Source organism: Paraburkholderia sp. RL17-383-BIF-A (assembly GCF_046028015.1).
Lineage (GTDB): Bacteria > Pseudomonadota > Gammaproteobacteria > Burkholderiales > Burkholderiaceae > Paraburkholderia.
This window is the reverse complement of record NZ_JARESR010000003.1, coordinates 299118-322318: the sequence shown is the minus strand read 5'-3', so window position 1 is coordinate 322318 and position 23201 is coordinate 299118. Positions and strand designations below refer to the sequence as shown.

Annotated in this window: 21 protein-coding genes; 6 read left to right on the top strand and 15 right to left on the bottom strand. The window is 62.9% G+C overall.

The window, feature by feature from the left end; translation table 11 throughout:
* Positions 1-129 precede the first annotated feature (129 nt).
* Together P0D71_RS05510 and P0D71_RS05505 are read left to right on the top strand one after the other, a co-directional pair.
* Positions 130-384 (top strand): accessory factor UbiK family protein, encoded by a 255-nt coding sequence (locus tag P0D71_RS05510; protein ID WP_012431591.1) that lies wholly within the window; start codon positions 130-132, stop codon positions 382-384.
* Positions 385-507: 123 nt separating this feature from the next.
* On the top strand, positions 508-2100 hold the full coding sequence (locus P0D71_RS05505; protein WP_408479438.1) for a YifB family Mg chelatase-like AAA ATPase: 1593 nt from the start codon (positions 508-510) through the stop codon (positions 2098-2100).
* 343 nt (positions 2101-2443) lie between these two features.
* Here the strand turns inward: P0D71_RS05505 and P0D71_RS05500 are convergent, their stop codons facing one another.
* Positions 2444-3121, bottom strand: a complete 678-nt coding sequence (locus P0D71_RS05500; protein WP_408479437.1) for a hypothetical protein — start codon at positions 3119-3121, stop codon at positions 2444-2446.
* Positions 3122-3303: 182 nt separating this feature from the next.
* On the opposite strand from P0D71_RS05500, the gene P0D71_RS05495 reads away from it, so the two are divergent.
* Positions 3304-3834 (top strand): TlpA disulfide reductase family protein, encoded by a 531-nt coding sequence (locus P0D71_RS05495; RefSeq protein ID WP_408298562.1) that lies wholly within the window; start codon positions 3304-3306, stop codon positions 3832-3834.
* Positions 3835-3913: 79 nt separating this feature from the next.
* On the opposite strand, the gene P0D71_RS05490 is transcribed toward P0D71_RS05495, so the two are convergent.
* From P0D71_RS05490 to ugpQ, 8 genes are all read right to left on the bottom strand, one after another.
* The gene (locus P0D71_RS05490) at positions 3914-5266 is read right to left on the bottom strand and encodes a sigma-54-dependent transcriptional regulator (RefSeq protein WP_177205036.1); all 1353 of its coding nucleotides are present in this window, start codon (positions 5264-5266) and stop codon (positions 3914-3916) included.
* Positions 5267-5283: 17 nt separating this feature from the next.
* Positions 5284-7284, bottom strand: coding sequence for a sensor histidine kinase (locus P0D71_RS05485; protein WP_408479436.1), 2001 nt, complete (start codon positions 7282-7284; stop codon positions 5284-5286).
* Positions 7285-7339: 55 nt separating this feature from the next.
* The gene (locus P0D71_RS05480; protein WP_091796878.1) at positions 7340-8620 is read right to left on the bottom strand and encodes a dicarboxylate/amino acid:cation symporter; all 1281 of its coding nucleotides are present in this window, start codon (positions 8618-8620) and stop codon (positions 7340-7342) included.
* A 406-nt stretch (positions 8621-9026) separates the two neighbouring features.
* On the bottom strand, positions 9027-10097 hold the full coding sequence (locus P0D71_RS05475; protein WP_091796879.1) for an ABC transporter ATP-binding protein: 1071 nt from the start codon (positions 10095-10097) through the stop codon (positions 9027-9029).
* 59 nt (positions 10098-10156) lie between these two features.
* Positions 10157-10948 (bottom strand): ABC transporter permease, encoded by a 792-nt coding sequence (locus P0D71_RS05470; RefSeq protein WP_091796880.1) that lies wholly within the window; start codon positions 10946-10948, stop codon positions 10157-10159.
* Positions 10945-11883 (bottom strand): ABC transporter permease, encoded by a 939-nt coding sequence (locus P0D71_RS05465; RefSeq protein ID WP_091796881.1) that lies wholly within the window; start codon positions 11881-11883, stop codon positions 10945-10947. Before P0D71_RS05465 ends, P0D71_RS05470 begins: the two co-directional genes overlap by 4 nt.
* A gap of 146 nt (positions 11884-12029) precedes the next feature.
* On the bottom strand, positions 12030-13145 hold the full coding sequence (locus tag P0D71_RS05460; RefSeq protein ID WP_408343642.1) for an ABC transporter substrate-binding protein: 1116 nt from the start codon (positions 13143-13145) through the stop codon (positions 12030-12032).
* A 102-nt stretch (positions 13146-13247) separates the two neighbouring features.
* Positions 13248-14033: a glycerophosphodiester phosphodiesterase gene (ugpQ, locus tag P0D71_RS05455; protein ID WP_091796883.1), complete on the bottom strand. Its 786-nt coding sequence runs from the start codon at positions 14031-14033 to the stop codon at positions 13248-13250.
* A gap of 567 nt (positions 14034-14600) precedes the next feature.
* Between ugpQ and P0D71_RS05450 the strand changes: the two genes are divergently transcribed.
* Positions 14601-15371, top strand: coding sequence for a DeoR/GlpR family DNA-binding transcription regulator (locus P0D71_RS05450; protein ID WP_091796884.1), 771 nt, complete (start codon positions 14601-14603; stop codon positions 15369-15371).
* 52 nt (positions 15372-15423) lie between these two features.
* Here P0D71_RS05450 and P0D71_RS05445 read toward each other — a convergent pair whose 3' ends face one another.
* A complete protein-coding gene (locus P0D71_RS05445; protein WP_408298552.1) occupies positions 15424-17091 on the bottom strand; it encodes a Na/Pi cotransporter family protein in 1668 nt (555 codons plus the stop codon).
* 219 nt (positions 17092-17310) lie between these two features.
* Here P0D71_RS05445 and P0D71_RS05440 point away from each other — a divergent pair, with 219 nt between their 5' ends.
* Positions 17311-17994, top strand: coding sequence for a histidinol-phosphatase (locus tag P0D71_RS05440; RefSeq protein ID WP_408184528.1), 684 nt, complete (start codon positions 17311-17313; stop codon positions 17992-17994).
* Positions 17995-18037: 43 nt separating this feature from the next.
* On the opposite strand, the gene P0D71_RS05435 is transcribed toward P0D71_RS05440, so the two are convergent.
* Genes P0D71_RS05435 through tauA form a run of 3 tightly spaced genes read right to left on the bottom strand, consistent with a single transcriptional unit; the run spans position 18038 to position 20765 of the window.
* Positions 18038-18907 carry an ABC transporter permease subunit gene (locus tag P0D71_RS05435; RefSeq protein ID WP_408479435.1) on the bottom strand — a complete coding sequence of 290 codons (870 nt, stop codon included), beginning with the start codon at positions 18905-18907 and terminating at the stop codon, positions 18038-18040.
* Positions 18904-19701, bottom strand: a complete 798-nt coding sequence (locus tag P0D71_RS05430; protein WP_408479434.1) for a taurine ABC transporter ATP-binding protein — start codon at positions 19699-19701, stop codon at positions 18904-18906. The genes P0D71_RS05435 and P0D71_RS05430 overlap by 4 nt, the downstream gene beginning before the upstream one ends.
* 41 nt (positions 19702-19742) lie before the next feature.
* A complete protein-coding gene (gene tauA / locus P0D71_RS05425) occupies positions 19743-20765 on the bottom strand; it encodes a taurine ABC transporter substrate-binding protein (RefSeq protein WP_091796889.1) in 1023 nt (340 codons plus the stop codon).
* Between the two features lie 385 nt (positions 20766-21150).
* On the opposite strand from tauA, the gene P0D71_RS05420 reads away from it, so the two are divergent.
* A complete protein-coding gene (locus P0D71_RS05420; RefSeq protein ID WP_286161997.1) occupies positions 21151-21285 on the top strand; it encodes a hypothetical protein in 135 nt (44 codons plus the stop codon).
* A gap of 114 nt (positions 21286-21399) precedes the next feature.
* Here P0D71_RS05420 and lipA read toward each other — a convergent pair whose 3' ends face one another.
* Positions 21400-22404, bottom strand: a complete 1005-nt coding sequence (gene lipA / locus P0D71_RS05415; protein WP_091796890.1) for a lipoyl synthase — start codon at positions 22402-22404, stop codon at positions 21400-21402.
* 13 nt (positions 22405-22417) lie between these two features.
* Positions 22418-23143, bottom strand: a complete 726-nt coding sequence (lipB, locus tag P0D71_RS05410) for a lipoyl(octanoyl) transferase LipB (protein ID WP_408184524.1) — start codon at positions 23141-23143, stop codon at positions 22418-22420.
* Positions 23144-23201: the final 58 nt, after the last annotated feature.

Sequence of the window (23201 nt, the reverse complement as noted above, 5' to 3'; positions counted from 1 at the left end):
CGGGCGCGCACCAAAGGGGCCCATACGGCCGCGGCGCGCAACGGGTCATGCACCAACAGCGCCCATTTAACGCGACAAAGCACAGGCGCAACGAAACACGCACACTTTTTGTGCAACAAAGGGAACACCATGAAACAACCGAATGATGTTTTTAACGATTTTCAGGCCCGCATGAGCGAGCTGTTCAAGAACTCGCCGGCCAAAGATGTCGAACGCAACGTGAAGGCCATGCTGTCGCAGGGCTTTTCGAAGCTCGACCTGGTAACCCGGGAAGAATTCGATACGCAGACCCAGGTGCTGGTGCGCACCCGCGCGCGCCTCGAAGAACTGGAGCGCCGTGTCGCCGAACTCGAACAGAAGCTGCCGGTCACGCAAACACCCTAAATAGGTCTGCTCGCGGCTCATCCGCCGCGCAGTGCTGCACATCACAGGCAAGCGAGCCGTGACGTCATCAGCGTTTTAGGGGATTTGCGCGCGCCGCTGGCGCGCCGTCCGACGGGAGAAAACATGTCGCTTGCCGTGGTGCGCAGTCGCGCGCCGGCCGCTGGCCGCGCGCCCGAAGTAACCGTCGAGGTCCACCTCGCGAACGGATTACCCTCTTTTTCGATTGTCGGCCTGCCTGATCTGGAAGTGCGCGAAAGCCGCGAGCGCGTGCGCGCGGCGCTGCAGAACTGCAACTTCGACTTTCCTGTGCGGCGCATTACCGTCAATCTCGCGCCGGCCGATTTACCGAAGGAATCCGGCCGCTTCGATCTGCCGATCGCTTTGGGCATTCTCGCGGCGAGCGGCCAGATTCCCGCCGAGTCCTTGCTGCATCGCGAATTCGCGGGCGAACTCTCGTTGACGGGCGCGCTCCGGCCAATGCGCGGCGCCTTCGCCATGGCCTGCGGAACCGCGCGCGGCGGCGTCGCTCACGCCGGAGCCACATCGTCTGGTATGTCTGGCGAGCTTGCTGCATCCGAGCCGCCTGCTCATTCCACTCCACAGCTCTATCTGCCCGCCGCGAGCGCGGCGGAAGCGGCGCTCGTGCCCGGCGTCGACGTCTACGGCGCCGCCGATCTGCCGTCGCTGTGCGCTCACCTGGCGGGTGCGCCCGACGCGCGACTTTATCCGCTCGCCGCGCCGGATCTCGCCGAGAGCGCCACCGCCGTCGTTCCCGACATGGGCGACGTGATCGGTCAGCGCGGCGCGCGCCGGGCTCTCGAAGTCGCTGCGGCCGGCGGGCATCACGTGCTGCTGGTCGGGCCGCCCGGTGCGGGCAAATCGATGCTCGCCGCCCGCCTGCCGAGCCTGTTGCCACCCATGACCGACGACGAAGCGCTCAGCTCCGCCGCTTTGCTGTCCGCCAGCCGGGCCGGTTTTACGCCGTCGCAATGGCGTCGACGGCCGTTTCGCGCTCCGCATCACTCGTCTAGCGCCGCAGCGCTGGTGGGCGGGCGCAATCCGCCGCAGCCCGGTGAAATCACGCTGGCGCACCTTGGCGTGCTGTTTCTGGACGAGCTACCCGAGTTCCACCGCGACGTGCTCGAAACGCTGCGTGAGCCGCTCGAAGCGGGCCGCATCACGATTTCACGCGCTGCCTTGCAGGTGGATTTTCCGGCTGCCTGCCAGTTGATCGCCGCCATGAATCCGTGTCCGTGCGGCTGGCGCGGCGATCCCCAAGGCCGCTGCCGGTGCACACCCGAGATCGCCGCGCGTTACTTGCGCAAGCTCTCCGGGCCCCTGCTCGACCGGATCGACATCCAACTCGAAATTCCGGCGCTCACACCGTCGGAACTGTCCGCCCGTTCGACAGCCGCCGGGGAGACAAGCGCGGCCATTGCCATGCGCGTGAACCGCGCACGCGAGCGCCAGTTGAGCCGCCAGGGCAAAACCAATCGGGAATTGGGAGGACGGGAAGTAGACGAGGTCTGCCGCCCCGACGCAGCGGGCGAAGGTTTGCTACGCGAAGCCGGAGAGCGCTTCGGATGGTCCGCGCGTGCGTACTACCGGGTTCTGAAGGTGGCGCGCACCATTGCCGACCTTGCCGGCACAGCCATGCCGAACGCCGCGCAGATCGGCGAAGCGATCCAATATCGGCGGGCTTTTGGCTCTCTATGAGGCGAAAAACTTGCTGTCAAGACTTGACTTATGCACATGCTCACGTTCCAGACAGATTTTGATACATCTGAAAGGTCCACCGCGAGCAGCATCCAAAAGGCATTGATTTGACTGGCTTTTTTCAGCGGCGTCGAACCGGGCGAATCTGACAGAGTGCCCATAGAATGGGCATCTCCGAGCGATTCGGGCGAGTTCTCAACAGAGTTATCCACAGGCTCTGTGAGTAATAGAAAAACTTCAACGTAAACCGTGAATTAGCGTGCAATTCTGCGAAGGAACTTTCACTGTGCGGCGCGCATGCACCGCGATCCATCAGGCGTCGCATCGGCCAAAAATACCGCTCTCAATACAGTTGGAACGACGAAAAAAACTGGTCGACCTGTTCCTGCTGCATCGGCTTGGGTGAAATGATGGCCACCTGGTAGACATGCCGCCCGCGCGCCACCAGCCGGGCGTAGACAGTGCGGGCTTCGTGCTGCGAGCCTGCCTCACCGCTCAGCTTCATTTCCAGACCGAGTACCCGGCCGCCGGCCGCCAGTGGGACCTGCACCGCGCGAGCTTCCGGCGCGGCGCCTACGTTACGGGCAAGACCGTTGCGCAGGAATTCGAGTGCGGCGCGCTGCGTGGCTTCGCCGTCGTTGGGCAACATCACCGTGCCGACCGCGAAGACGGCATCGCCGGCTTCGGCCGTCTGCATCGCCATCTGCATAGGCGTGCCGTCGATCTGGACGGCGCGCTGATCGTTGCCCGGCTTCGCCGGCAGGTCGACGGTGTAGCCGTTGTCGTTGTTCGCGATGGTGCGCCAGTCGAAGGTCGGCGAGCATGCGCTCAACGCGCAGCCCAACGCGATACTGCAAGCCAGTGTGCTCAACACTGCCCGCGCGCTCGGCGTCCGGGAACCGTCACCGGGCGCAGATTGGCTCGAAAGCCGGCTCAAGGAGCGGCCCGCCACGGGACTGCGGGACAGAATTCGTGCAAGGAAGGGACGGACTTGATCAAGGCAAAAAACGGTTCGGAGCATGGGGACAGAAGATCGGACGGACGGGGACGTAAAACCCTATTATCCGCTCCCGGCGCGGCTCCTGCCGTGCCGCCGGAATGGGGCTACAATAGCGACGCTGTAGCGCCGCCTCCAGCACAGGGCCGTAAGCCCGAAGCGACGCACTGTTCCGCGCGTTCCGCGCGACTCTCGAGGTTCCGTTCATGAGTTCCACTCCGACCACCGCAGCGCGGCGCGCGAATCCGCTTCGCTACCTCATCATTGCCGCCGTGGCCCTTGCGATCGCCGTCGCCGGTTATTTCGCCTTTGCCGGCCAGCAGCGTGTGCCCGATGCGACCTTCACGTTGCTGTCCGGCCAGAAAGTCTCGACTGCCGACCTGAAAGGCAAGGTCTACCTCGTCAACTTCTGGGCGACGAGCTGCGATACCTGCATGAAGGAAATGCCGCAGATGGTCCAGACGTATAACCGCTTCAAGGACCAAGGCCTCGAATTCGTCGCCGTGGCGATGAACTACGACGCGCCCATGTACGTGGCCAACTACACGCAAACCCGCCAGTTGCCGTTCAAGGTTGCCATGGACGACGGCTCGGCCGCCAAGCAGTTCGGCAACGTCCAGCTCACGCCGACCACTTTCCTGATCGACAAGGACGGCCGGATCCTCAAGCGCTATGTCGGCGAGCCGCAATTCGCGGAACTCGACCAGCTGCTGGAAAAGGCGCTGAAACCGGCCTGAACGCGCGGCGTCGCCCGACCCGATTCATACCGATTCAAACACGCCGGCGTCGCACTTCGACGCCGGCGTTTTCCTATCCTCACCGCTCCGCTTCCCCTTTGGCCGCGAGGCCATATCGCTTGATTTTCTCATAGAGCGTGGCTTTGCCGAGCTGCAGCTTGTCTGCCGCGACCGCGACCGCGCCGCCGGCCTGCTCCAGCGCCTCCGCGATTACCGCCCGCTCGAATTGTTCGACGCGCTCTTTCAAAGGCTGCGTGGCCGCGCCGTCGTCGCCGAAAGACATGACGGGATCGTCGGCGACGCCGAGCACGAAGCGGTCGGCGGCATTGCGCAGCTCCCGCACGTTGCCCGGCCAGTCGCGCTGCATCAGGCCGGCGCGTTGACGATCGGTGAGGATCGGCGCGGGACGCTGATAACGCACCGCCGCGTCCAGCAAGAAGTGTTCGAAGAGCGGCACGATGTCCTCGCGCCGCTCGCCGAGCGGCGGCAGTGCGATCGTCACCACATTCAGCCGATACAGCAGGTCGCGCCGGAACGAGCCGTCCGCGACGTGCTCGGCCATGTCGCCCTTGGCGGCGGCGACCACGCGGCAATTCACGCGGATCGGCTGATTCGAGCCGAGCCGTTCCAGCACGCCGTCCTGTAGCACGCGCAGCAGCTTGACCTGCAACGCGAGCGGCATGCTTTCGATTTCATCCAGAAACAGCGTGCCGCCCGACGCATGCTCGAGCTTGCCGATGCGCCGTTTCGCAGCGCCCGTGAAAGCGCCCGGCTCGTAGCCGAACATTTCCGACTCAAACATTGGCTCCGGCAGTGCGCCACAATTCACCGCGATAAACGGCTTGTCACGCCGCGGCGACAGTTCATGCAGGCTGCGCGCGATCAGCTCCTTGCCCGCGCCGGTGTCGCCGTTGATCAGCACGGAGGCATCCGTCGGCGCGATATTGGCGATTAGCCGCCGCACCTGTTCGATAGCCGGACTTCTGCCGATAATCCGCGGCGCCACCGAGTTCTGCTCCGCCAGTTCGCGGCGCAACGCGAGGTTCTCCAGCACCAGCTTGCGGCGCTCCAACGCGCGCCGCACGGTTTCGATCAGACGTTCGGACGCGAACGGTTTTTCGATGAAGTCATACGCGCCGTCGCGCATGGCCTGAACGGCCATTGAAATGTCGCCGTGGCCCGTCACCAGAATCACCGGCACATCGGGCGCGCGCTCGTGGCATTGCGCAAGCAGTTCGAGGCCGCTTGCGCCCGGCAAGCGAATATCGCTGACGATCACGCCGGAGAAGTCCGCGCCGATCATCTTCGCCGCGGACTCCGCCGACGCATGGCCGATCACGTCGAAGCCCGCCAGTTGCAGACTCTGCACGCTGGCGCGCCGCACCAGTTCGTCATCTTCGATATACAGCACTTGCAGGCCGTGGTTCAGCATGGCGTTTTCCGTGTGATTCAGGAGCCCGTCGTCAGCGGGTCCGGTGTGTGGCTCGTCTGCACGCGCGCGCGGCGCAGCGTCAACACGAATAATGCACCGCCGTGCGGCGCGTTGCGCGCCACGAGCGAGCCACCGCAGTCGCGCGCGATAGACGACGATATCGCAAGGCCAAGCCCCAACCCCTGGCCCATTTCTTTGGTGGTGAAGAACGGCTCGAAGAGCCGCGGCAGAACATCCTCGGCAATGCCGGGGCCGTTGTCGCTCACGGCGAACGACAGATTCGCATCGGCGACTTCGATCTCGATCGAAATGCGCGGCGCGCTGATGTCGGCCGTCGCATCGAGGGCGTTGCCGAGCAGGTTGATCAGCACCTGTTCGAGCCGCAAATCGTCGCAATGCGCAATCAGTTCGGGATGGTCGTCGGCGAGACTCAGCGGCGTGCGCGTGCCGCTTTGCGCGTCGAGCAGAGCGAACTCCACCTCGACGCCTGCCAGGCGCTTCTGCAACAGCGCGACCACGTTGCGCAACGCCCGCATGATCGGCGCTCGCGCACTGCGCGGCCGCGCGCGTCCGACGAACAGCTTCAATTGGTTGGTGATCTTGCCCATGCGCTCCGTGAGCGCCGCGATCGCTTCGAGGTTTTCGCGCGCCGACGCCTGGTCGCCACGTTCGAGCAGCACTCGCGTGTTGTCCGAGAAACCGCGCAACGCGGCGAGCGGCTGGTTCAGCTCATGCGTGATGCCGGCGGCCATCTGACCCAGCGCGGCAAGCTTGCTCGCCTGAATCAGTTCGTCGTGCGCCGCGCGCAATTCCTGTTCGGCGCGGGTTCGTTCGGCCACTTCCTTTTGCAACTGTTCGTTCGCCTCTGAGAGATCCGCGGTGCGCTCGGCGACCCGCCGGTTCAATTCCGCGTAGGCCTTTTGCAGCAGCGCCCGGCTGCGCATCACTTCGCGCACGCGAGCCCGGCGCATTCTCCAGTAGAACGCCAGCAACACGAGCGACACGTAGCCGAAGCCGGTGACGATGGTCGCCTTGCGCGCGTCGGCGTCGACCGGATCGACGGGCGACATGGTGATCAGATGCCAGTCCGGCTCGCCCATGCCGCGGCGCGACGCGAGATAGCGTGGCGCATAGCGGCCGCCGCCGATGCGCACGATCTGCGCGTTGCCTTCGAGCGTGCGTTCGATCGTCACCGGCAGCGGCGCGATCGGCTGCTGCGCGTATTGACGCGCCTGGTAGATCGAATCCGCGACCGGCCCCGACAGCGGCCGGATCGTGTGGTATTTCCACGCCGGCATCGACGACAGGAAAATCACGCCGTGGTCGTCGGTCACGACAAGCGGCTCGGACGCATCCGCGCCCTGAAACCATTCGAGATCGAGTTTGACGACCGCCGCGCCGACGATCTTGCCGTCGCGCCGCACCGGCTGAGAGATGTAATAACCCGGCGCTTGCGAGATCGTGCCGATGCCGAAGAAGCGGCCCACGCCGCCTTTCACCGCGTCGAGAAAATACGGCCGGAACTGATAGCCGGCACCAATGAAACTGCCCGGCCCGCGCCAGTTGCTCGCCGCGACGCAAAAGCCGTCGAGTGGAATGATGTAGGTGACCGTGGCGCGCGCGTGGCGGTTCAGGTCTTCGAGATAAAGATTGGCGCGCGCGACATTGGCCGCACTGGGATTGACCAGCACATCCTGCACGATCGGATGTTCCGCCAGCAGATAAGGTAGCGACTCGTAGCGTTCGAGCGTGCTCTTCAGCGCGCTGGTCGTACGGTCGACCCGCACCGCGGCGTTGCGCCGCAAATGGTCGATACCGCTTTGCCAAGCGATGCTGTAGGTGAGCCCGCATGCTGCGACGAGCCCGGCGACGAGCGCGAAGAGGATCAGCAGGCGTCGCGTCACGTTGGCAATATCCGAACGGTAAGGATCGTTTATTGTGGCATAAGGCGACGCGTCGCCGGCGTCAGCCTCGTCGGCCGACGAGGCGGGGGTTTGGCGCGCGGACACCGGTTTCATACGCTGGTGTCCGCGGCTGTGAGGATGACGTTAAAAGGCGTTGCCGATGCGCGGCTCAGACGCCGGCCGGCTCTTTGATCGCCACGTCGCCACGCAAGGCGGCGTTCAGCTTGTTGCGATCCAGTTCCTTTTCCCATGCCGACACGACCACCGTCGCCACGCCGTTGCCGACAATGTTCGTCAGCGCGCGGCATTCGCTCATGAAGCGGTCGATACCGAGAATCAGCACCATGCCCGACAGCGGAATGGTCGGCACCACCGCAAGCGTCGCGGCCAGCGTGATGAAGCCCGCGCCCGTCACGCCGCTCGCGCCCTTCGAGGTGAGCATGGTCACCGCCAGCAGCGTGAGCTGCTGCGTCCAGGTGAGGTCGGTGTTAGTGGCTTGCGCGATGAACAGCACGGCCATCGTCATGTAGATGTTGGTGCCGTCGAGGTTGAACGAATAACCGGTCGGCACCACGAGGCCCACCACCGAGCGCGAGCAGCCGAGCTTTTCGAGCTTCAGCATGAGTTGCGGCAGCGCGGCTTCGGATGAGCTCGTGCCGAGCACGATCAGCATCTCTTCCTTGATGTACGCAACGAAGCGCAGGATGTTGAAACCCACCGCACGCGCAATGATGCCGAGCACGACCACCACGAACACGATCGAGGTCAGATAGAACGTGCCGATCAGCTTGAGCATCGGCAGCAACGAGCCGATACCGTACTTGCCGATCGTGAACGCCATTGCGCCGAACGCGCCGATCGGCGCCAGCTTCGTGATGATGCGCACAATGCCGAACAGCACATGCGAGAGCCCGTCGATGAAGCTCGTTACGACCTTGCCTTTCTCACCGGCGGTCGCGAGCACCGCGCCGAACAGCAGCGCGATCAGCAGGATCTGCAGGATTTCACCCTGCGCGAACGCTGACACGAGCGTGTCCGGAATGAGGTGCATCAGGAAGTCGACCGTGGTCTGCCCGTGCGCTTTCGCGGCATACGAGGCGACCGCCTTGCCGTCGAGCGTGGCCGGGTCGATGTTGAAGCCGACGCCCGGTTTGAGCACGTGCGTGGCGATCAGGCCGAGCACCAGTGCGAAGGTCGAGACGATTTCGAAGTACAGCAACGCCTTGCCGCCGACGCGCCCGACCTTCTTCATGTCCTCCATGCCGGCGATACCCGTCACCACCGTACAGAAGATGATCGGTCCGATCACCATCTTGATCAGCTTGATGAAGCCGTCGCCGAGCGGCTTCATGTCGACGGCGAGATTCGGATAGAAATGTCCGAGCGCGATACCTATAAGGATCGCCACGATCACCTGGACGTACAGTACTTTGTGGATAGGTTTCTTCACGATGGTTCCTGCGATGTGGATGAGCTCAATGGCCTGCCACGCTGCGCATCATGCGAACGAATAGTCGTCACGCCTGTGCACGGCATTAGGCCGCGACAAGGGACGAATTCAGAAATACCGGGAAGGGAAATCGGACATCGTTGTCTCCTTGCTTTAGTTGTCGGACCGTTGCGGCCGCGATATCTATTTCGCAAGGTCGATGCCAGCTCGAAGCCGGGCTCGGCGCGTTGATTTCTATGGGTTTTTTGGCGCCACACAGGATGCGCCGTCCGGGATTCCGGAAATCCGGACGAGGGGTGTCGGGGAATCCGGAATCGAACGCGGCGGCGGCTACGGGATAACCCGTAAGGCTTTCTACGACGACGCGCGCTGGCCAGAAGCCTGCGCGCCGTCCAACGTGCGGCCTCTAAACCGCGCCCTCTTCCAACACCAGCAGATTCTCGTGCGAGAACCCCAGCGACACGGGCTGCCCGCGTTCGGGCAAACCGCGATTCGGGTCGTTGAACACGTCGAGAGAAATCACGGCGTCTTTCACGCGCGTTCTGATGCGCACCACCGCGCCGAGGAAATTGACTTCTTCGACGGTCGCGTTCAACGTGTTGCGTCCAGGCGCGGCCGGCTCCAGCACGATGGCCTCGGGACGCAGCGCGAGCAAACGCTTCTTGCCCGCATCGGCCGACGGCAACTCCTGCGTGGTGATCAACTCCTGACCGTCCACCACCATCTTGCCGGTCGCCGGATCGACCACATGTCCGGCCAGAATGTTCAGCGTGCCGACGAACGACGCGACAAAGCGGGTGCGCGGATAGTTATAGATTTCGGACGGCGTACCGATCTGCTCGACGCGGCCTTCGTTCATCACGACGATACGATCGGAAATGGACAGCGCTTCTTCCTGATCGTGGGTGACGAAAATCGACGTGATACCCAACTCGCGCTGCAACGCGCGAATATCCTGGCGCAACGAAATGCGGATCTTGGCATCCAGCGCGGAAAGCGGTTCGTCGAGCAGCAACACTTGCGGCTTGCCGGCAAGCGCCCGCGCGAGCGCCACGCGTTGCTGCTGGCCACCCGACAATTGCCACGGATAACGGCCGCCCAGGTGCGGCAGCTTGATCAGTTGCAGCATCTCGTCGACGCGCTGATTGATCTCCGCCTGCGGCCGATGCGTAATCTTCAGCCCAAAGCCGATGTTCTCGGCCACGGTCATGTTCGGAAACAGCGCATACGACTGGAACACCATGCCGACCTTGCGTTGCCGCGTGCGAAGGTGCGTGACGTCCTTGTTGTCCAGCCGGATGATGCCGCGCGTGGGCGTTTCGAAGCCGGCGATCATGCGCAGCACCGTCGTCTTGCCGCAGCCGGACGGCCCGAGGAAAGTGATGAACTCGCCCCGTTCGATCTTCATATCGAAGTGATGCAGCGCCGTGTTCGCCCCGAAGGACTTATGCAGATTTTCGATTTCCAGGAATGCCATGATTCGCTGCCCCAGTCCGTCAAACTCATTGGATCAAACTTATCGGCCAAACTCGTTGGTCACACTTTCTGGCCGCTCATGGCGCGGGCCGAGCCGAACACCTGTATCAAACCCATCGATGCCCACGTGATCACGAACGCGATGATCGCGAGCGCCGAGGGTTCATACGCGCGGTTCGCGCCGATCAATTGCAGATACGGGCCGAACGCGGGACGGTCCAGCAGACTCGCCAGCGTGAACTCGCCGATCACCACCGCAAAGGTGAGAAACGCGCCGGACAGAATGCCCGAGCGGATATTCGGGAAGATCACTTTGAAAAGAATGGTCGGCCAGTTCGCGCCGAGACACTCGGCCGCCTCGGTGAGCGAGCGCACGTCGACCGCGCGCAGGCCGGCGTCGACGGCGCGGTACATGTACGGCAGCGAGAGGGTGACGTAGCCGAACACCAGCAATAGGTCCGTGGCGCGCTCGTTGCCGGTGAGCGGCAGAATCGAACTGCTGTTATAGATGCGCAGATAACCGAATACGATCACGATGGCCGGCACCACCAACGGCAACAGCGTGATGAATTCGACGACCGGCCGCAGCTTCGGCAAGCGCAACTGCACCCAGTAAGCCGTCGGCACCACCAGCAGCACGCCGACCACGATCGTCAGCAGCGCCATCAGAATCGAGTAGCCGAACGAGGCCTGAAAGCGCGGATCGCCGAGTACGACGCTATACGCTTCGAAACTGTAGGTACCGCGCTTCATGCGCAGGCTGAATTCGAACGTCGCGATCAACGGAATGAGAAAGTACAGCGAACCGACGATCATCGCGGTCCACGCACCCACGCGCGATTGGCTTTTCATCGACGCCCCCTTTCAGCGCGCGAGCGCAGCCAGATGTAGCCGCCATTCGACAGACCGGTGACGAGCACCATGCCGAGCGCGAGTGCATAACCGAGATTCTGGTTATGCATGACGTCGCCGCGAATCTGCGCATACAACAGGATCGTGACGATGTTCAGCGAACTGCCGGTCAGCGCATAAGCCGTGGCGACCGCACCGAACGAATTGGCGAACAGCAGCAGCGCGGCGCCGAGCACGCTCGGCCACAGCACCGGCAGCGCGACGTAGCGCCAGTATTGATACGAGGTCCCGCCGAGGCAGTCGCAGGCCTCGCGCCACTCGCGCTTCAGACCGTCGAGCGCGGGCGTGACGATCAGCACCATCAAGGGAATCTGGAAATACAGATAGGTCAGCGTCAGCCCGGAAAAGCTCAGGATGCTGAAACCCGTCGAGTACAGATTGAAGCCGAGGTATTTCTTCAGCAATACGGTGACGAGCCCGACGCGTCCCAACGTGCAGATGAAAGCGAATGCGAGCGGCACGCCGGCAAAGTTCGACGCGACGCCGGAAAACGTCATCAGGGTCGGGCGAATCCAGCCGGGCAGCTTGCCCTGCACCGCCGCCCATGCGAGCAGCGAGCCGATCACCGCGCCGCCGAGCGACGAGGCCGCGCTCACCTTGAAGCTGATCCAGTAAGCGTCCAGCACGGTCGGCTGGAGCAGGTCGCGAAAGTTGGCGAGCGTGAAGTGGCCTTGCGAATCCTGAAACGCGCCGACCATCAGGAAGCCAGTCGGCAGAATCAGGAACAGCAGCGCAAAAGTAAAAAACGGCACCACGCCGATCCAGGCGAGGAACTGCGACGCGCGGCCCGGACCGTCGACGCGAGGCGTTGGGGTGGGTACAGGCGGAACCAGCAATTCCGGCTGCACCGATCCAGCATCCGATGAAGCGCTCATAGCTCACCCTTGGGGCAATCTGGCAAACGCGCCTGGCACGCCGCGCTCATGACGAAGAGCGGCGCGCCGGAGCGGCAAAACTTCAGGCTACTGTTTGGCGTCGCGGCTCGCGTGTTCCCCTGCGGCCGCGACATCCACTACGTCGCTTACTTGACGTTCGCGCCGACCGTTTCGTCCCAGTGCTTCGTAATGGTTTCCTTGTACGCGTCCTGTTGCGAGAGCGTCGGGAACACGACATTCTTGTACGACGAAGGCGGCGGCAGCTTGTCCAGCAATGCCTGCGGCACTTTCTTGCCGGTCACCAGTTCGTTGTAGCGCATCGGATGGCAGTAGCCCTTCAGCCAGCCAATCTGACCTTCGTCCGAGTACAGATATTCCATCCACAACTTGGCTGCGTTCGGGTGCGGCGCATACGCGCTGATCGCCTGAACGTACACACCCGCGACCACGCCCGTTTTCGGAATCACCACCTGCACCTTCGGGTTGCCCTTCAGCGTGTCGCGATCGGCCAGCGCGTTGTAATCCCAACGCACGACGATCGGCGTGGTGCCTTGCGCGAGCGAGGCGGCCTTGCCGATCACCGGCACGAAGTTGCCGTTCTTGTTCAGGTTGGCGAAATAAGTAAGGCCGGCCTGTCCGGCTTTGCTCGCATCGCCCTTGCTCTGCGAGAGACCCGCGGCATAGACGGCCTGGATCGCCTGATTGGCCGAGCGCGGATCGCCCGCGAGCGAGACGGCGTTCTTGTACTCCGGCTTGAGCAGATCGCTCCAGTCGGACGGCGCCTTGTCGATCATGTCGGCGTTCACTTCAAACGACAGCACGCCGTAGTAATCGCCATACCAATAGCCGTCGGCGTCTTTCGACTCTTTCGGGATCGAGTTCCACGAGGCGACCTTGTACGGCTGCAGCAGCCCTTCGGCCTTCGCGGACGGACCGAACGAGAGGCCCACGTCGATCACGTCGGGCGCTTGCGGGCCCTTGTTGCCCTTGTTCGCCTTGATGGCTTCGACTTCGTCCCCCGAACCCGCATCCGGATTCAGTTCGTTGATCTTGATGCCGTACTTCTTCTGAAAGCCGGCGACCAGTTCACCGTAGTTGCACCAGTCGTGGGGCAACGCGATCACGGTGAGTTGGCCTTCCTGCTTGGCGGCGGCGACCAGTGCATCGAGCGGCGCGGCCGAAGCGCTGCTGCTGACGCCGGCCGCGGTGACACCCGCAACGGCCGACATCGAGAGTATGCGAGCTAACGCGGTGCGGTTCATAGTCTTCCCCATCCTCTGCCGAAATTGCTACGTTTGGAAAATTTCTATTTCGAGCCTCAGGACGCGCCCGTGCACCCTTGCACTTGCGCGGCCTCGCCATGTTCAGGCCGGGTTGGCCGGCATGGAGAACATGTCGTGTCGCAGTGTATCGATGCGATCTGTACAAATCATGTCGACGCCCCATTGCGCGAGCAGTTGCGCGCGCGCCGGATCGTTGACGGTGTAGGCGAGCACGCGCAGGCCGGCGGCATGAATCTCCTCGATCAGCGGCTCGGTCAGGTACCGGTGGTTCGCGTGAAAGGACACGCAGTCGAGTTCGCGCACCACGCGCAGCCAGTCCGCCGGCACCTCGTCGAACAGCATGCCGCGTTGCAATGACGGCGCCGCGTCACGCGCGGCGGCGAGCGCCTCGAATGAAAACGACGAGAGCAACGGCGGCGTCTGGCCTTGCCATAGTGTCAGCGCGCCGCTTGCGACCAGAGTCCCGGTGATCTCGTCACGGCCGGGGCACGGTTTGATTTCGATGTTGGCGGCAATGCCGTCGCGCGCACAGCGCCCCGCCGCCTCGGCGAGCGTCGGCAAACGCGTGCCGGCGAATTGCGGCCCGTACCATGCACCGGCGTCGAGCGCGGCCAGTTGCTGCCACGTGTGTTCCGCAGCGGCGCCATGGCCGTTGGTGGTGCGCTCGAGGGTGTCGTCGTGCAGCAGAAAGAGTTGGTTGTCGGCGGAAAGCTTGGCGTCGAACTCGACCATGCGGTAGCCATAGCGCACGCAGGCGTCGAAACCGGCGAGCGTGTTCTCCGGCGCCAGCGTGCCGCCGCAGCGATGCGCGGCTAGTCGCGGATAAGGCCAGTCTGCGGATAAAGCGCGATTAATCCCGTTTCCCACGTCTCGCTACCTTTCAGATAGAGCGGTTGACCATGCTCTCGACACGTTCCCAGCCGTCACTGCCGCCTTGACCTTCATGATCCACGCAGGTCTCTAGTTGTCCGTTCACGCGCGAGCCTGGCGCGTAGTATCGCGCTAAGGCAGGCGCTGCGATAGTCGGACGTACGCTCCAGGCATTCACCGCGCCGGCCCCCCTCTGCGTCTTTGTCAGGATGACGAAGCGTGCCGCCACCGTGCAACTCGACACCGGGCGTGCTTCGCTCAGGCGGCCGATCCCAAGATCCATTATGGCGGCGACACTTGCCAATCAGATTGCCAAAAAACGCCGCAAAATGCTCGAAATCGGACATTTCAATTCCTTTTCGAACATTTGATGTTCGAAACGGGCTTGGCGCTTCGATCTGCGAAGGCTAAAGTTAAATACACAAACTTGCAAGCTGCCAAAAAAATACAACACAATTCGACTAAAGTAGTACGCTTGACATCGTCCGGACACACATTCGTGAGCACGATGTCGCAGTTAACAACAAGCTAAATAAACGCGCGTACGCAGCCAAGGAAACATGCATGTGGCAGGAAGACCGTCATCAGAGAATTCGCGCGTTGCTGTCCACGCTTCAACGTGTGTCCACGGAACGGATCATGGCGGACCTCGGGGTGTCGCGCGAAACAGTACGGCGCGATCTGCTCGACCTCGAAGCGCTAGGTGAATTACGGCGCGTGCACGGCGGCGCGATCAAACCAGCCGACGAAGCGCCGATCGCCGAGCGCGCGCACATGCGCGTCAAGTCCAAGACAGCGATCGCAAAGGCGGCCACGGGCTTGATCGCGAGCGGCCAGACACTGTTCATCGACGCGGGCACCACCACCGCCGCGCTGGCCGAAGAACTGGCGAAACTCGCGAACCTCACCATCGTCACCAACTCGATCGATGTCGCGCTGAAGATGCGCGGCGGCGTCGATCAAACCGAAGCCGCCAACGAGGTCATCCTGCTCGGCGGTTCGATCAGCGACCGCGCCATGGCGACCACCGGCGCCACCACCGTGCTCGATATCCAGCGCTATCGCGCGGACCTCGCACTGCTATCGCCGGTCGGCATCGATCACCGGCACGGTGCGACCAATTACGACCACGCTGAAACCGAAGTGGCGCGCGCCATGGTCGCCAATGCGGACCGCGTGGCGATCCTCGCCGATTACAGCAAGATCGGCCAACGCAGCCGCATCTCCTACTGCCCGGTCGATCGGATCGACGTGCTCGTCACCAACAAAAAGGCGGCCGAAGCCGCCGATTTTGCATCGCTGAAGAAGAAGCTCGAAGAGATCGTTCTTGCCTGACGCACCAGACACAAGGCCCGAGGCTCCATGCCGGAGCCTTGAGGTCTGATGTCTATTCCTTCACATGCATCGTATCGAGCGAGCGCTTGCGCAAGCGAGTGTCGTGCAACGCGCCGGCTGCATCGAGCACCGGATAGGCGGTCGAACAGAACAGCGAATTGAGGCGTTTCATGTCGCTGATCAGATCGAGATGCAGTGCGCTGGTCTCGATGCTTCGCAAGGTCTGACCGGTAAGCCGGTCCAGATGCCGGTATGAATAGGCCCGCTCCAGATCGCGAAAGCGTTCCTTCTCCGCAAGCAGGCGCTCTGCGCATCGCAGATCGTTGTTCAGAAACACCGACAGCCCAAGCTGCAGATTGCTGACGAGGCGTGCCTGCAAGTCGTCCAGCTCACCCAGCCCCTCTTCCGAAAACGACAGCCGGTGAGCGATCTTCTTTTCCTCGATGTCGCCCACGATCCGCTCGATGATGTCGCCCGCGTGTTCGAGATTGATCGTCAGTGAAATGATGTCGGTCCAGCGGCGGCTATCGGCTTCGTCGAGTTGTTCGCGCGAGATCAGCGTCAGATAGGTTTTGACCGCGGCGTAGAGTTCGTCGACATCGTCGTCCATGCGGACGGTTTCCCGCGCCTTGTCCAGATTGTTGTGATGAATCAGGTCTGAAACATTGTCGAGCATGGTGCGCACGATGTCGCCGATGCGCAGCACCTCGCGTGCGGCATGCGCAAGCGCGAGCGTAGGCGTGGACAGCGCCGCGGCATCCAGGTGAAGCGGCCGAAGCTCACCATTCGGCAGCGGCCGGTTCGGCAGAAGGCGCACACAGATGCGCGACACCGGATCGATCAGCGACAGGCACGCGCAGCAGCGCAGCGTGTTGTAGATCAGGTGAAATCCGACGGTCGCTTCACGCGGATTCGCGATCAACACCGGCAGCCCGCGCGCGAGCAGCGAAGTGAACGGCAAAATCAGCAACGCGCCGGCCAGCTTGAACGCAAAGCTGCCCAACGCGAGACGCCGCGCGGCCGCGTTCTGCGCGACGGTGCCGAGAAGCGCGAGCAAGCCGCTGCCAAGATTCGCGCCGATCACGAGGCACAGCGCGACCTTCAGCGAAATCACACCGGATGAGGCGAGCGTTGCGGTCAGCAGCACGGCGGCCAGGCTCGAATAGGACAGCATGGCGAACGCGGCGCCGACCAGTGCGTCGAGCATCGTATCGCCGGTCAGCGCACCGAACATTACGCGCACGCCGGCGCCTTGCATCATGGGTTGGGCGGCTTCGACGATCAAACGCAGCGCCAGCAGGATCAAGCCGAGACCGATCAACGTGCGCCCGGCCTGGCCGAGACGGGTTTGCTTGCGCGACAGGAAGAGCGGCACGCCGAGCAGAATCAGGATCGGCGACAACCAGGATAGATCGAGAGTGAGAACCCGCGCCATCAATGCGGTGCCGACGTCGGCGCCGAGCATGATCGCGAGACCGCTGGTGAGCGGCAAGAGGCCCTGCGCCGCGAACGACGTGACGATCACCGCGGTGGCGTTGCTGCTCTGCACGAGGCTCGTAACGCCGACACCCGAGAGAAAGGCCCGCCAGCGGCTACTGGTGCTGCGCCCCAGCACGCTGCGCAGATCGGCGCCGAGGACCCGCAGGATGCCGGTGCGCACAATGTGCGAGCCCCACACGAGGAGCGCCACACCGGCCAGAAGGTTTAGGAGAATCAACATAAGGCGCTGCGCATCCGTTCCTGCTGCCATGACCCGAACCGCATGCCGCGTGAACCGGCACCGGGGCGTATATGACAGTAGTGTTGCACATTTTTGCCATATTGTAATTTTGTGCGTTTAAATATACGCTCGTGTCAAGCTGTGGATGACTGTGTGCCGGCTCGTGGTCAGTCATGCATCGGGTTCGACGGCTTGACCACTTAATCATGAGGACTCTGGATGAGCCGCAACCTTGCGCTGTTCGACCTGGACCACACGTTGCTGCCGCTCGATAGCGATCAGGCGTGGGCCCACTTCATCGCCGGATTGGGTATAGAAGGCGCCGTGCGGCACGCGCAGGAAATCGACGATTACTACCGGCAGTATGTGGCCGGCACGCTCGACATGACCGCCTATCTGAACTACACGCTAGCACCGCTTGCTCGCCACTCGCGCGAGCAGCTCGACGCATGGCATGCGCAGTTCATGCAAGAGGTGATTGCGCCGGCCATCCTGCCGGCTGCGCGCGAACTCGTGCAACGCCATCTTGATACGGGCGACCTGTGCTGCATCGTCACCGCTACGAACGTGTTCATCACGGAGCCGATCGGCAAGGCACTCGGTTTCGAGCATCTGCTGGGCATCGAGCTCGGCACCGAAGGCGGCGATCCGTTGGCGCGCTTTACGGGAACGGCTGTCGGCACGCCAACCTTCCGCGAAGGCAAGATCACGCGCACCGAGAGTTGGCTCGCGTCGCTTGGGCACCGCCTGCAGGATTTTCCGCAGAGCTGGTTCTATAGCGACTCGATCAACGACGTCCCCTTGCTGGAACGCGTCACGCATCCGGTCGCGACCAATCCCGATCCACGCTTGCGTGCGGTCGCCGCGGAACGCGGCTGGCCGGTGATCGAACTATTTGCCTGAGCTTGTGTTTTATTGAGTTCGATGCGGCGCGGCAGCCGCCGCGCTACACGCGCCCTTTCCACGGCACGAGCCGCCGCTCGAGCGCTCGCATACCCAGATCGAAGAACCACGCGATCAGACCGATCAGCACGATGCCCATCACCACCACGTCGGTACGCAGAAAGCTCGACGCGTTCAGCACCATCTGACCCAGGCCCGCGGTGGCCGCGACCATTTCGGCGGCGACCAGCGTGGTCCAGCCGAAGCCGATTGCGATCCGCAGGCCCGTCAGAATCTCCGGCAACGCGGCGGGCAGGACCACGTGCCGCACGATCTGCGAGAAGCGGCCGCCCAGTGAATACGCCGCATGAATCTGCTCGATCGTTGCGCTGCGCACGCCGGCGCGTGCGGCCATGGCAATCGGCGCGAAGCAGGCGAGATAGATCACGACGATCTTCGCCGTTTCGTCGATGCCGAACCAGATCACCACCAGCGGCAGATAAGCGAGCGGCGGCAGCGGCCGGTAGAACTCCAGCGGCGGATCGAGAAGGCCGCGCGCGACCCGGCTCACGCCCATCAGGATACCGACCGGCACGGCCGTGACTGCGGCGAGCGCAAACGCACCGAACACGCGCAACGCACTCCATGCGAGATGCGCTGAAAGCGGCAAGCCGCCTTGAATGCGGCCGTGCCACGCGTCGATAAAGGCGGCCCAGACGGCTTCGGGCGTCGGCAGAAAGAGCGGCGGCAGCCAGTGCAGATGCGTGGCAAGCCACCACAACGCCGCGAGCGTCGTGACCGAGAGCGCGCTGAGTGCCGCGCTCGGGCCTTCGCCCGGCAAACGCCAGCCGCGTACGGGGCGCGCGGTACGCCGCGGCCGCTTGCCGGTCCCTGCGAGCGGCACATTGCCCAATGATTCACGCGAAGCCGTCACGACACCACCTCTTCCTGATTACGCTCGTGCAGACGATGCACCAACCGCTCGCGCCACTCGATGAAATCCGCCGACGACTTCACCGCGCGTGCATCGCGCGTCTGCAGGAAACGCTGCGCGAACGGTAAGTCGTAGCTATCGGCGATGCGGCCCGGACCCGGCGTCATGACGACGAGGCGGGTCGCGAGAAAGAGCGCCTCTTCGACGCTGTGGGTAATGAAAAACACCGTCTTGCGCGTGCGGCCCCAGACGTCGAGTACGAGTTCCTGCATCGACTCGCGCGTCATGGCGTCGAGTGCGCCCATCGGCTCGTCCATTAGCAGCACTTGCGGATCGCTGGCCAGCGCGCGGGCGATTCCCACACGCTGCTGCATGCCGCCCGACAGCGCATAGACTTGCGAGCGCGCATGCTTTTCGAGTCCGACGAGCTTCAGCATGTCGAGCGCAATGCGCTCGCGCTCCGCCTTGGGTACGCGTTGAAAACGCAAGCCGAGTGCGACGTTGTCGAGCACGTCGAGCCACGGCATCAACGCATACTTCTGGAACACCACACCGCGGTCCGCACCCGGCCCGATGACGGGTTCGCCGTTCAGCCGCACCTCGCCTTCAGTCGGCTGGATAAAGCCCGCAATGCAGTTGAGCAAAGTCGTTTTGCCACAGCCGGACGCGCCCAGCGCGACCACGAACTCACCGGGTTCGATACGCAGATCGACATCGGCCAGCGCGACATGCGACACCGCGCCGCGCGTGCCTTCGTAGGCGACTTGCAATTGCCGTATTTCAAGACCGCTCATCGCCGGACCTCATGATGCTGATTGAAATCTGCTCGCGCCGATCAGTGCGCCGCTCGTTGCACGAACTGCGGATCGACACCGGTCGAGTAATCGGCCAGCACGTTCTGGATCGTGCCTTGCGTCTTCAAAAACGCCGCGGTCGCAGCCAGCGACTTCGCCGCGCCCGATTGCGCGCCGCCGCCAAGCCATGCATTCGAAGCCTGCTGGGCGGGCGTCGGGAACGCGTACAACGCGAGGCTCGCCGGCACTTCCTGCGCGTTCGCGCCGGACTCTTTCGCGACCGCTTCGACCTGCGGCGACGAAGCCGTCCATGCGGAGGTGTGGTCGCGATAATTCGCGTCGGTTGCGGCCAGCACCTTCACGAAGCGCGTGACAAATTCGGCGTTCTGACTGGCGAACTTGCGATCGACTACGAACCCGTCGAACGTCGCCTTGCCGGTTTGCTGCGCGACCTGCCCCGAGGTGATGAGCACCTTGCCGCTCTTCTTGACCTTGGCCAGTACCGGATCCCAGATGTACGTTGCGTCGATGTCGCCACGCTCCCACGCCGCCGCGACTTCAGGCGGGCGCAGGTTGACGATCTTGACGTCGGCCGGATTCACGCCTGCGCTCTGCAACGCGACCAATGTATGAAAGTGCGAGGTGGACACGAACGGCACGCCGATTTTCTTGCCTTTAAGGCCCGCGATGCTCGTGACATTGGAGCCGTCGCGGGCGACCAGCGCTTCGGCGTCGTTGATATTGTCGAGAATCCAGAACAGCGAAATATCCACGCCCTGCGACAGCCCGGCCGCGATCGGGCTGGAGCCGGCTTCACCGAGTTGCACCGAACCGGACGCCAACGCGCGGATCACGTCGGCGCCGCTGCCGAGCTTGCGGTAGGTGATCTTGTAGCCGGTGGCTTTCTCCACTTCGCCGGTGGCCTGCGCGTAGCGCCACGGCACCACCATGTCCTGATACGCAATCACGACTTCTTTGGTGTCGGCGTGCGCCACGGAAGCAAACGGCGCGGACAGTGCGAGCAACGTGGCGAACGCGGTAAGCGAACGGCGAAAGCGGTTCATCGTGAAGCCTCATGAGTAGGTAGGGTTCGGGAGGCTTTCGACTATAGGCAGTTTGCTCGCGGCCGGTTCTAATTAATCCGCGATTGCTAATCACGCTGTTTTAGCATTGCTTTTCATGTTCGGTTGGTTAGCGGCGACTGCTGCTGCGTCATTTCGATGTGCGCCAGGCGGCGTCTATCCTCGTGTCGTTCGGCGCGGCTGACTCATCGCCACACCTTGAATACCGTAGCGGCGACACAGCACAGGAAGGCAGGCTGATGTGGCCTTCGCTAATCATGACCGCGACCGTCGCCGCCTCATTCTCACTATCTCATTATTCGTTAACCTAACTACTTTTTAATTGCCCCGGCTCTACTTCCATGCACGTCCAACAGGGATATCCAATATGCCCAATCTGATCGACTACATTATCGAGAACCGCGAGCTGCGCTATCGCATTATCGAGCTCAGCATTCCTTTTTCCATCATCGGCGGAACGATGTCCTCGATCTGCATGCTGCTTGCACGGTACTACCGGTAACTCGCGGGAGCAGAACAACAGCGCGCGATTCCTGTTCTCGATGTTTCGCCGCCCCAAAGAAAAAAGCCTGCAACACGTGCAGGCTTTTCTCAATCCAACCGCTAGCGAAAATACTCAGACCACACCGGCTCCATGCGCCTGCAAATCTGCGTGGTAGCTCGAACGAACCATTGCGCCCACTGCGGCGTGCGTGAAACCCATCTTGTACGCTTCTTCCTCGTACATCTTGAACGTGTCCGGGTGCACGTACGAGCGCACCGGCAGATGGTGCTCAGACGGCTGCAGGTATTGACCGATCGTCAGCATGTCCACGTCGTGCTCGCGCAGGTCGCGCATTACTTGCAGAATCTCTTCTTCGGTTTCGCCAAGGCCGACCATCAGACCGGACTTGGTGGCCACGTCAGGATGCAGCGCCTTGAAGTCTTTCAGCAGCTTCAGCGAATGCGCGTAGTCCGAACCCGGCCGCGCTTCCTTGTACAGACGCGGCACCGTTTCGAGGTTGTGATTCATCACATCGGGCGGTGCGGCGTTCAGGATGCCGAGCGCGCGATCCAGGCGGCCGCGGAAATCCGGCGTCAGAATTTCAATGCGCGTCTCCGGCGAAAGCTCACGCGTCTGACGGATACATTCCACGAAGTGGGCCGCGCCACCGTCGCGCAAATCGTCGCGGTCAACGCTGGTGATCACCACGTACTTCAATTTCAGCGCAGCAATTGTGCGCGCGAGATTACCCGGCTCATCCGCGTCGAGCGGATCTGGGCGGCCGTGGCCGACGTCGCAGAACGGGCAACGGCGCGTGCACTTGTCGCCCATGATCATGAAGGTCGCGGTGCCCTTGCCGAAGCATTCGCCAATGTTCGGGCAGCTCGCTTCTTCACACACCGTGTGAAGATTGTGCTCGCGCAAAATCTGCTTGATTTCGTAGAAACGCGAATTGCCGGTGGCCGCCTTGACGCGAATCCAGTCCGGTTTCTTCAGCTTCTCGATCGGGATGACCTTGATGGGAATACGGGCGGTCTTGGCTTGGGCTTTCTGCTTCGCGGTAGCGTCGTAGGCGGCGGGGGCCGGCACGGCATCAGGAGCGGGAGAAGCTGCGAGGTTCGCGGTAACGTCAGTCATTCGTTCGGTCCAGTCAGGCGGTGAGTGCACCGGCCTGTGGTTGGGCGACGGCCGCGGGACTGCCGTCGAGGTTTGCGGTGAGGCGTGCTGCAAAGGTATGGGCCACGTCGTCCCAGCCGGCGGTAACGCCTAGCGTTGCCATATCGACCGTTTCGAGCCCTGCGTAGCCGCACGGATTGATGGCCAGAAACGGTCGCAAATCCATGCTCACGTTCAGGCTCACGCCGTGATAGCTGCAGCCGTTGCGGATTTTCAAACCCAGCGCCGCGATCTTGGCGCCGGCATGCAACCCGGCGTCCGGCCCGGGCGCCACGTAGATACCGGGTGCGCCCGCCTTTCGTTCTCCGGCGAGATTATACGCCGCAAGCGTGTCGATCACGGCTTGCTCGATCCGCGTGACCAACTCGCGCACCATCAGCTTGCGACGGCGCAAATCGAGCAGCAGATAAGCCACGACCTGGCCGGGCCCGTGATACGTGATTTGCCCGCCCCGGTCGACTTTGACCAGAGGAATGCCGCTGTCGGCGGCCAGCAGATGGGCGGGATCGCCCGCCTGGCCTAGCGTAAAGACGGGAGGGTGTTCGACCAGCCAGATTTCGTCGGGGGTATCTGCCGTGCGCTCGTCGGTGAACGCGCGCATGGCGTCGAAACTGGTCTGGTAGGGTTCGCTGCCACGCCAACGCAGCGTAAGCGGCACAGAGGCAGGCAAGGGGTTGGGTAAAACCGGGGTGGCGCACATGATTTCGCCAGTTTACCGAAATACGGGAATCCTCGCCGGAACTGGGCGCGTTGGGAGT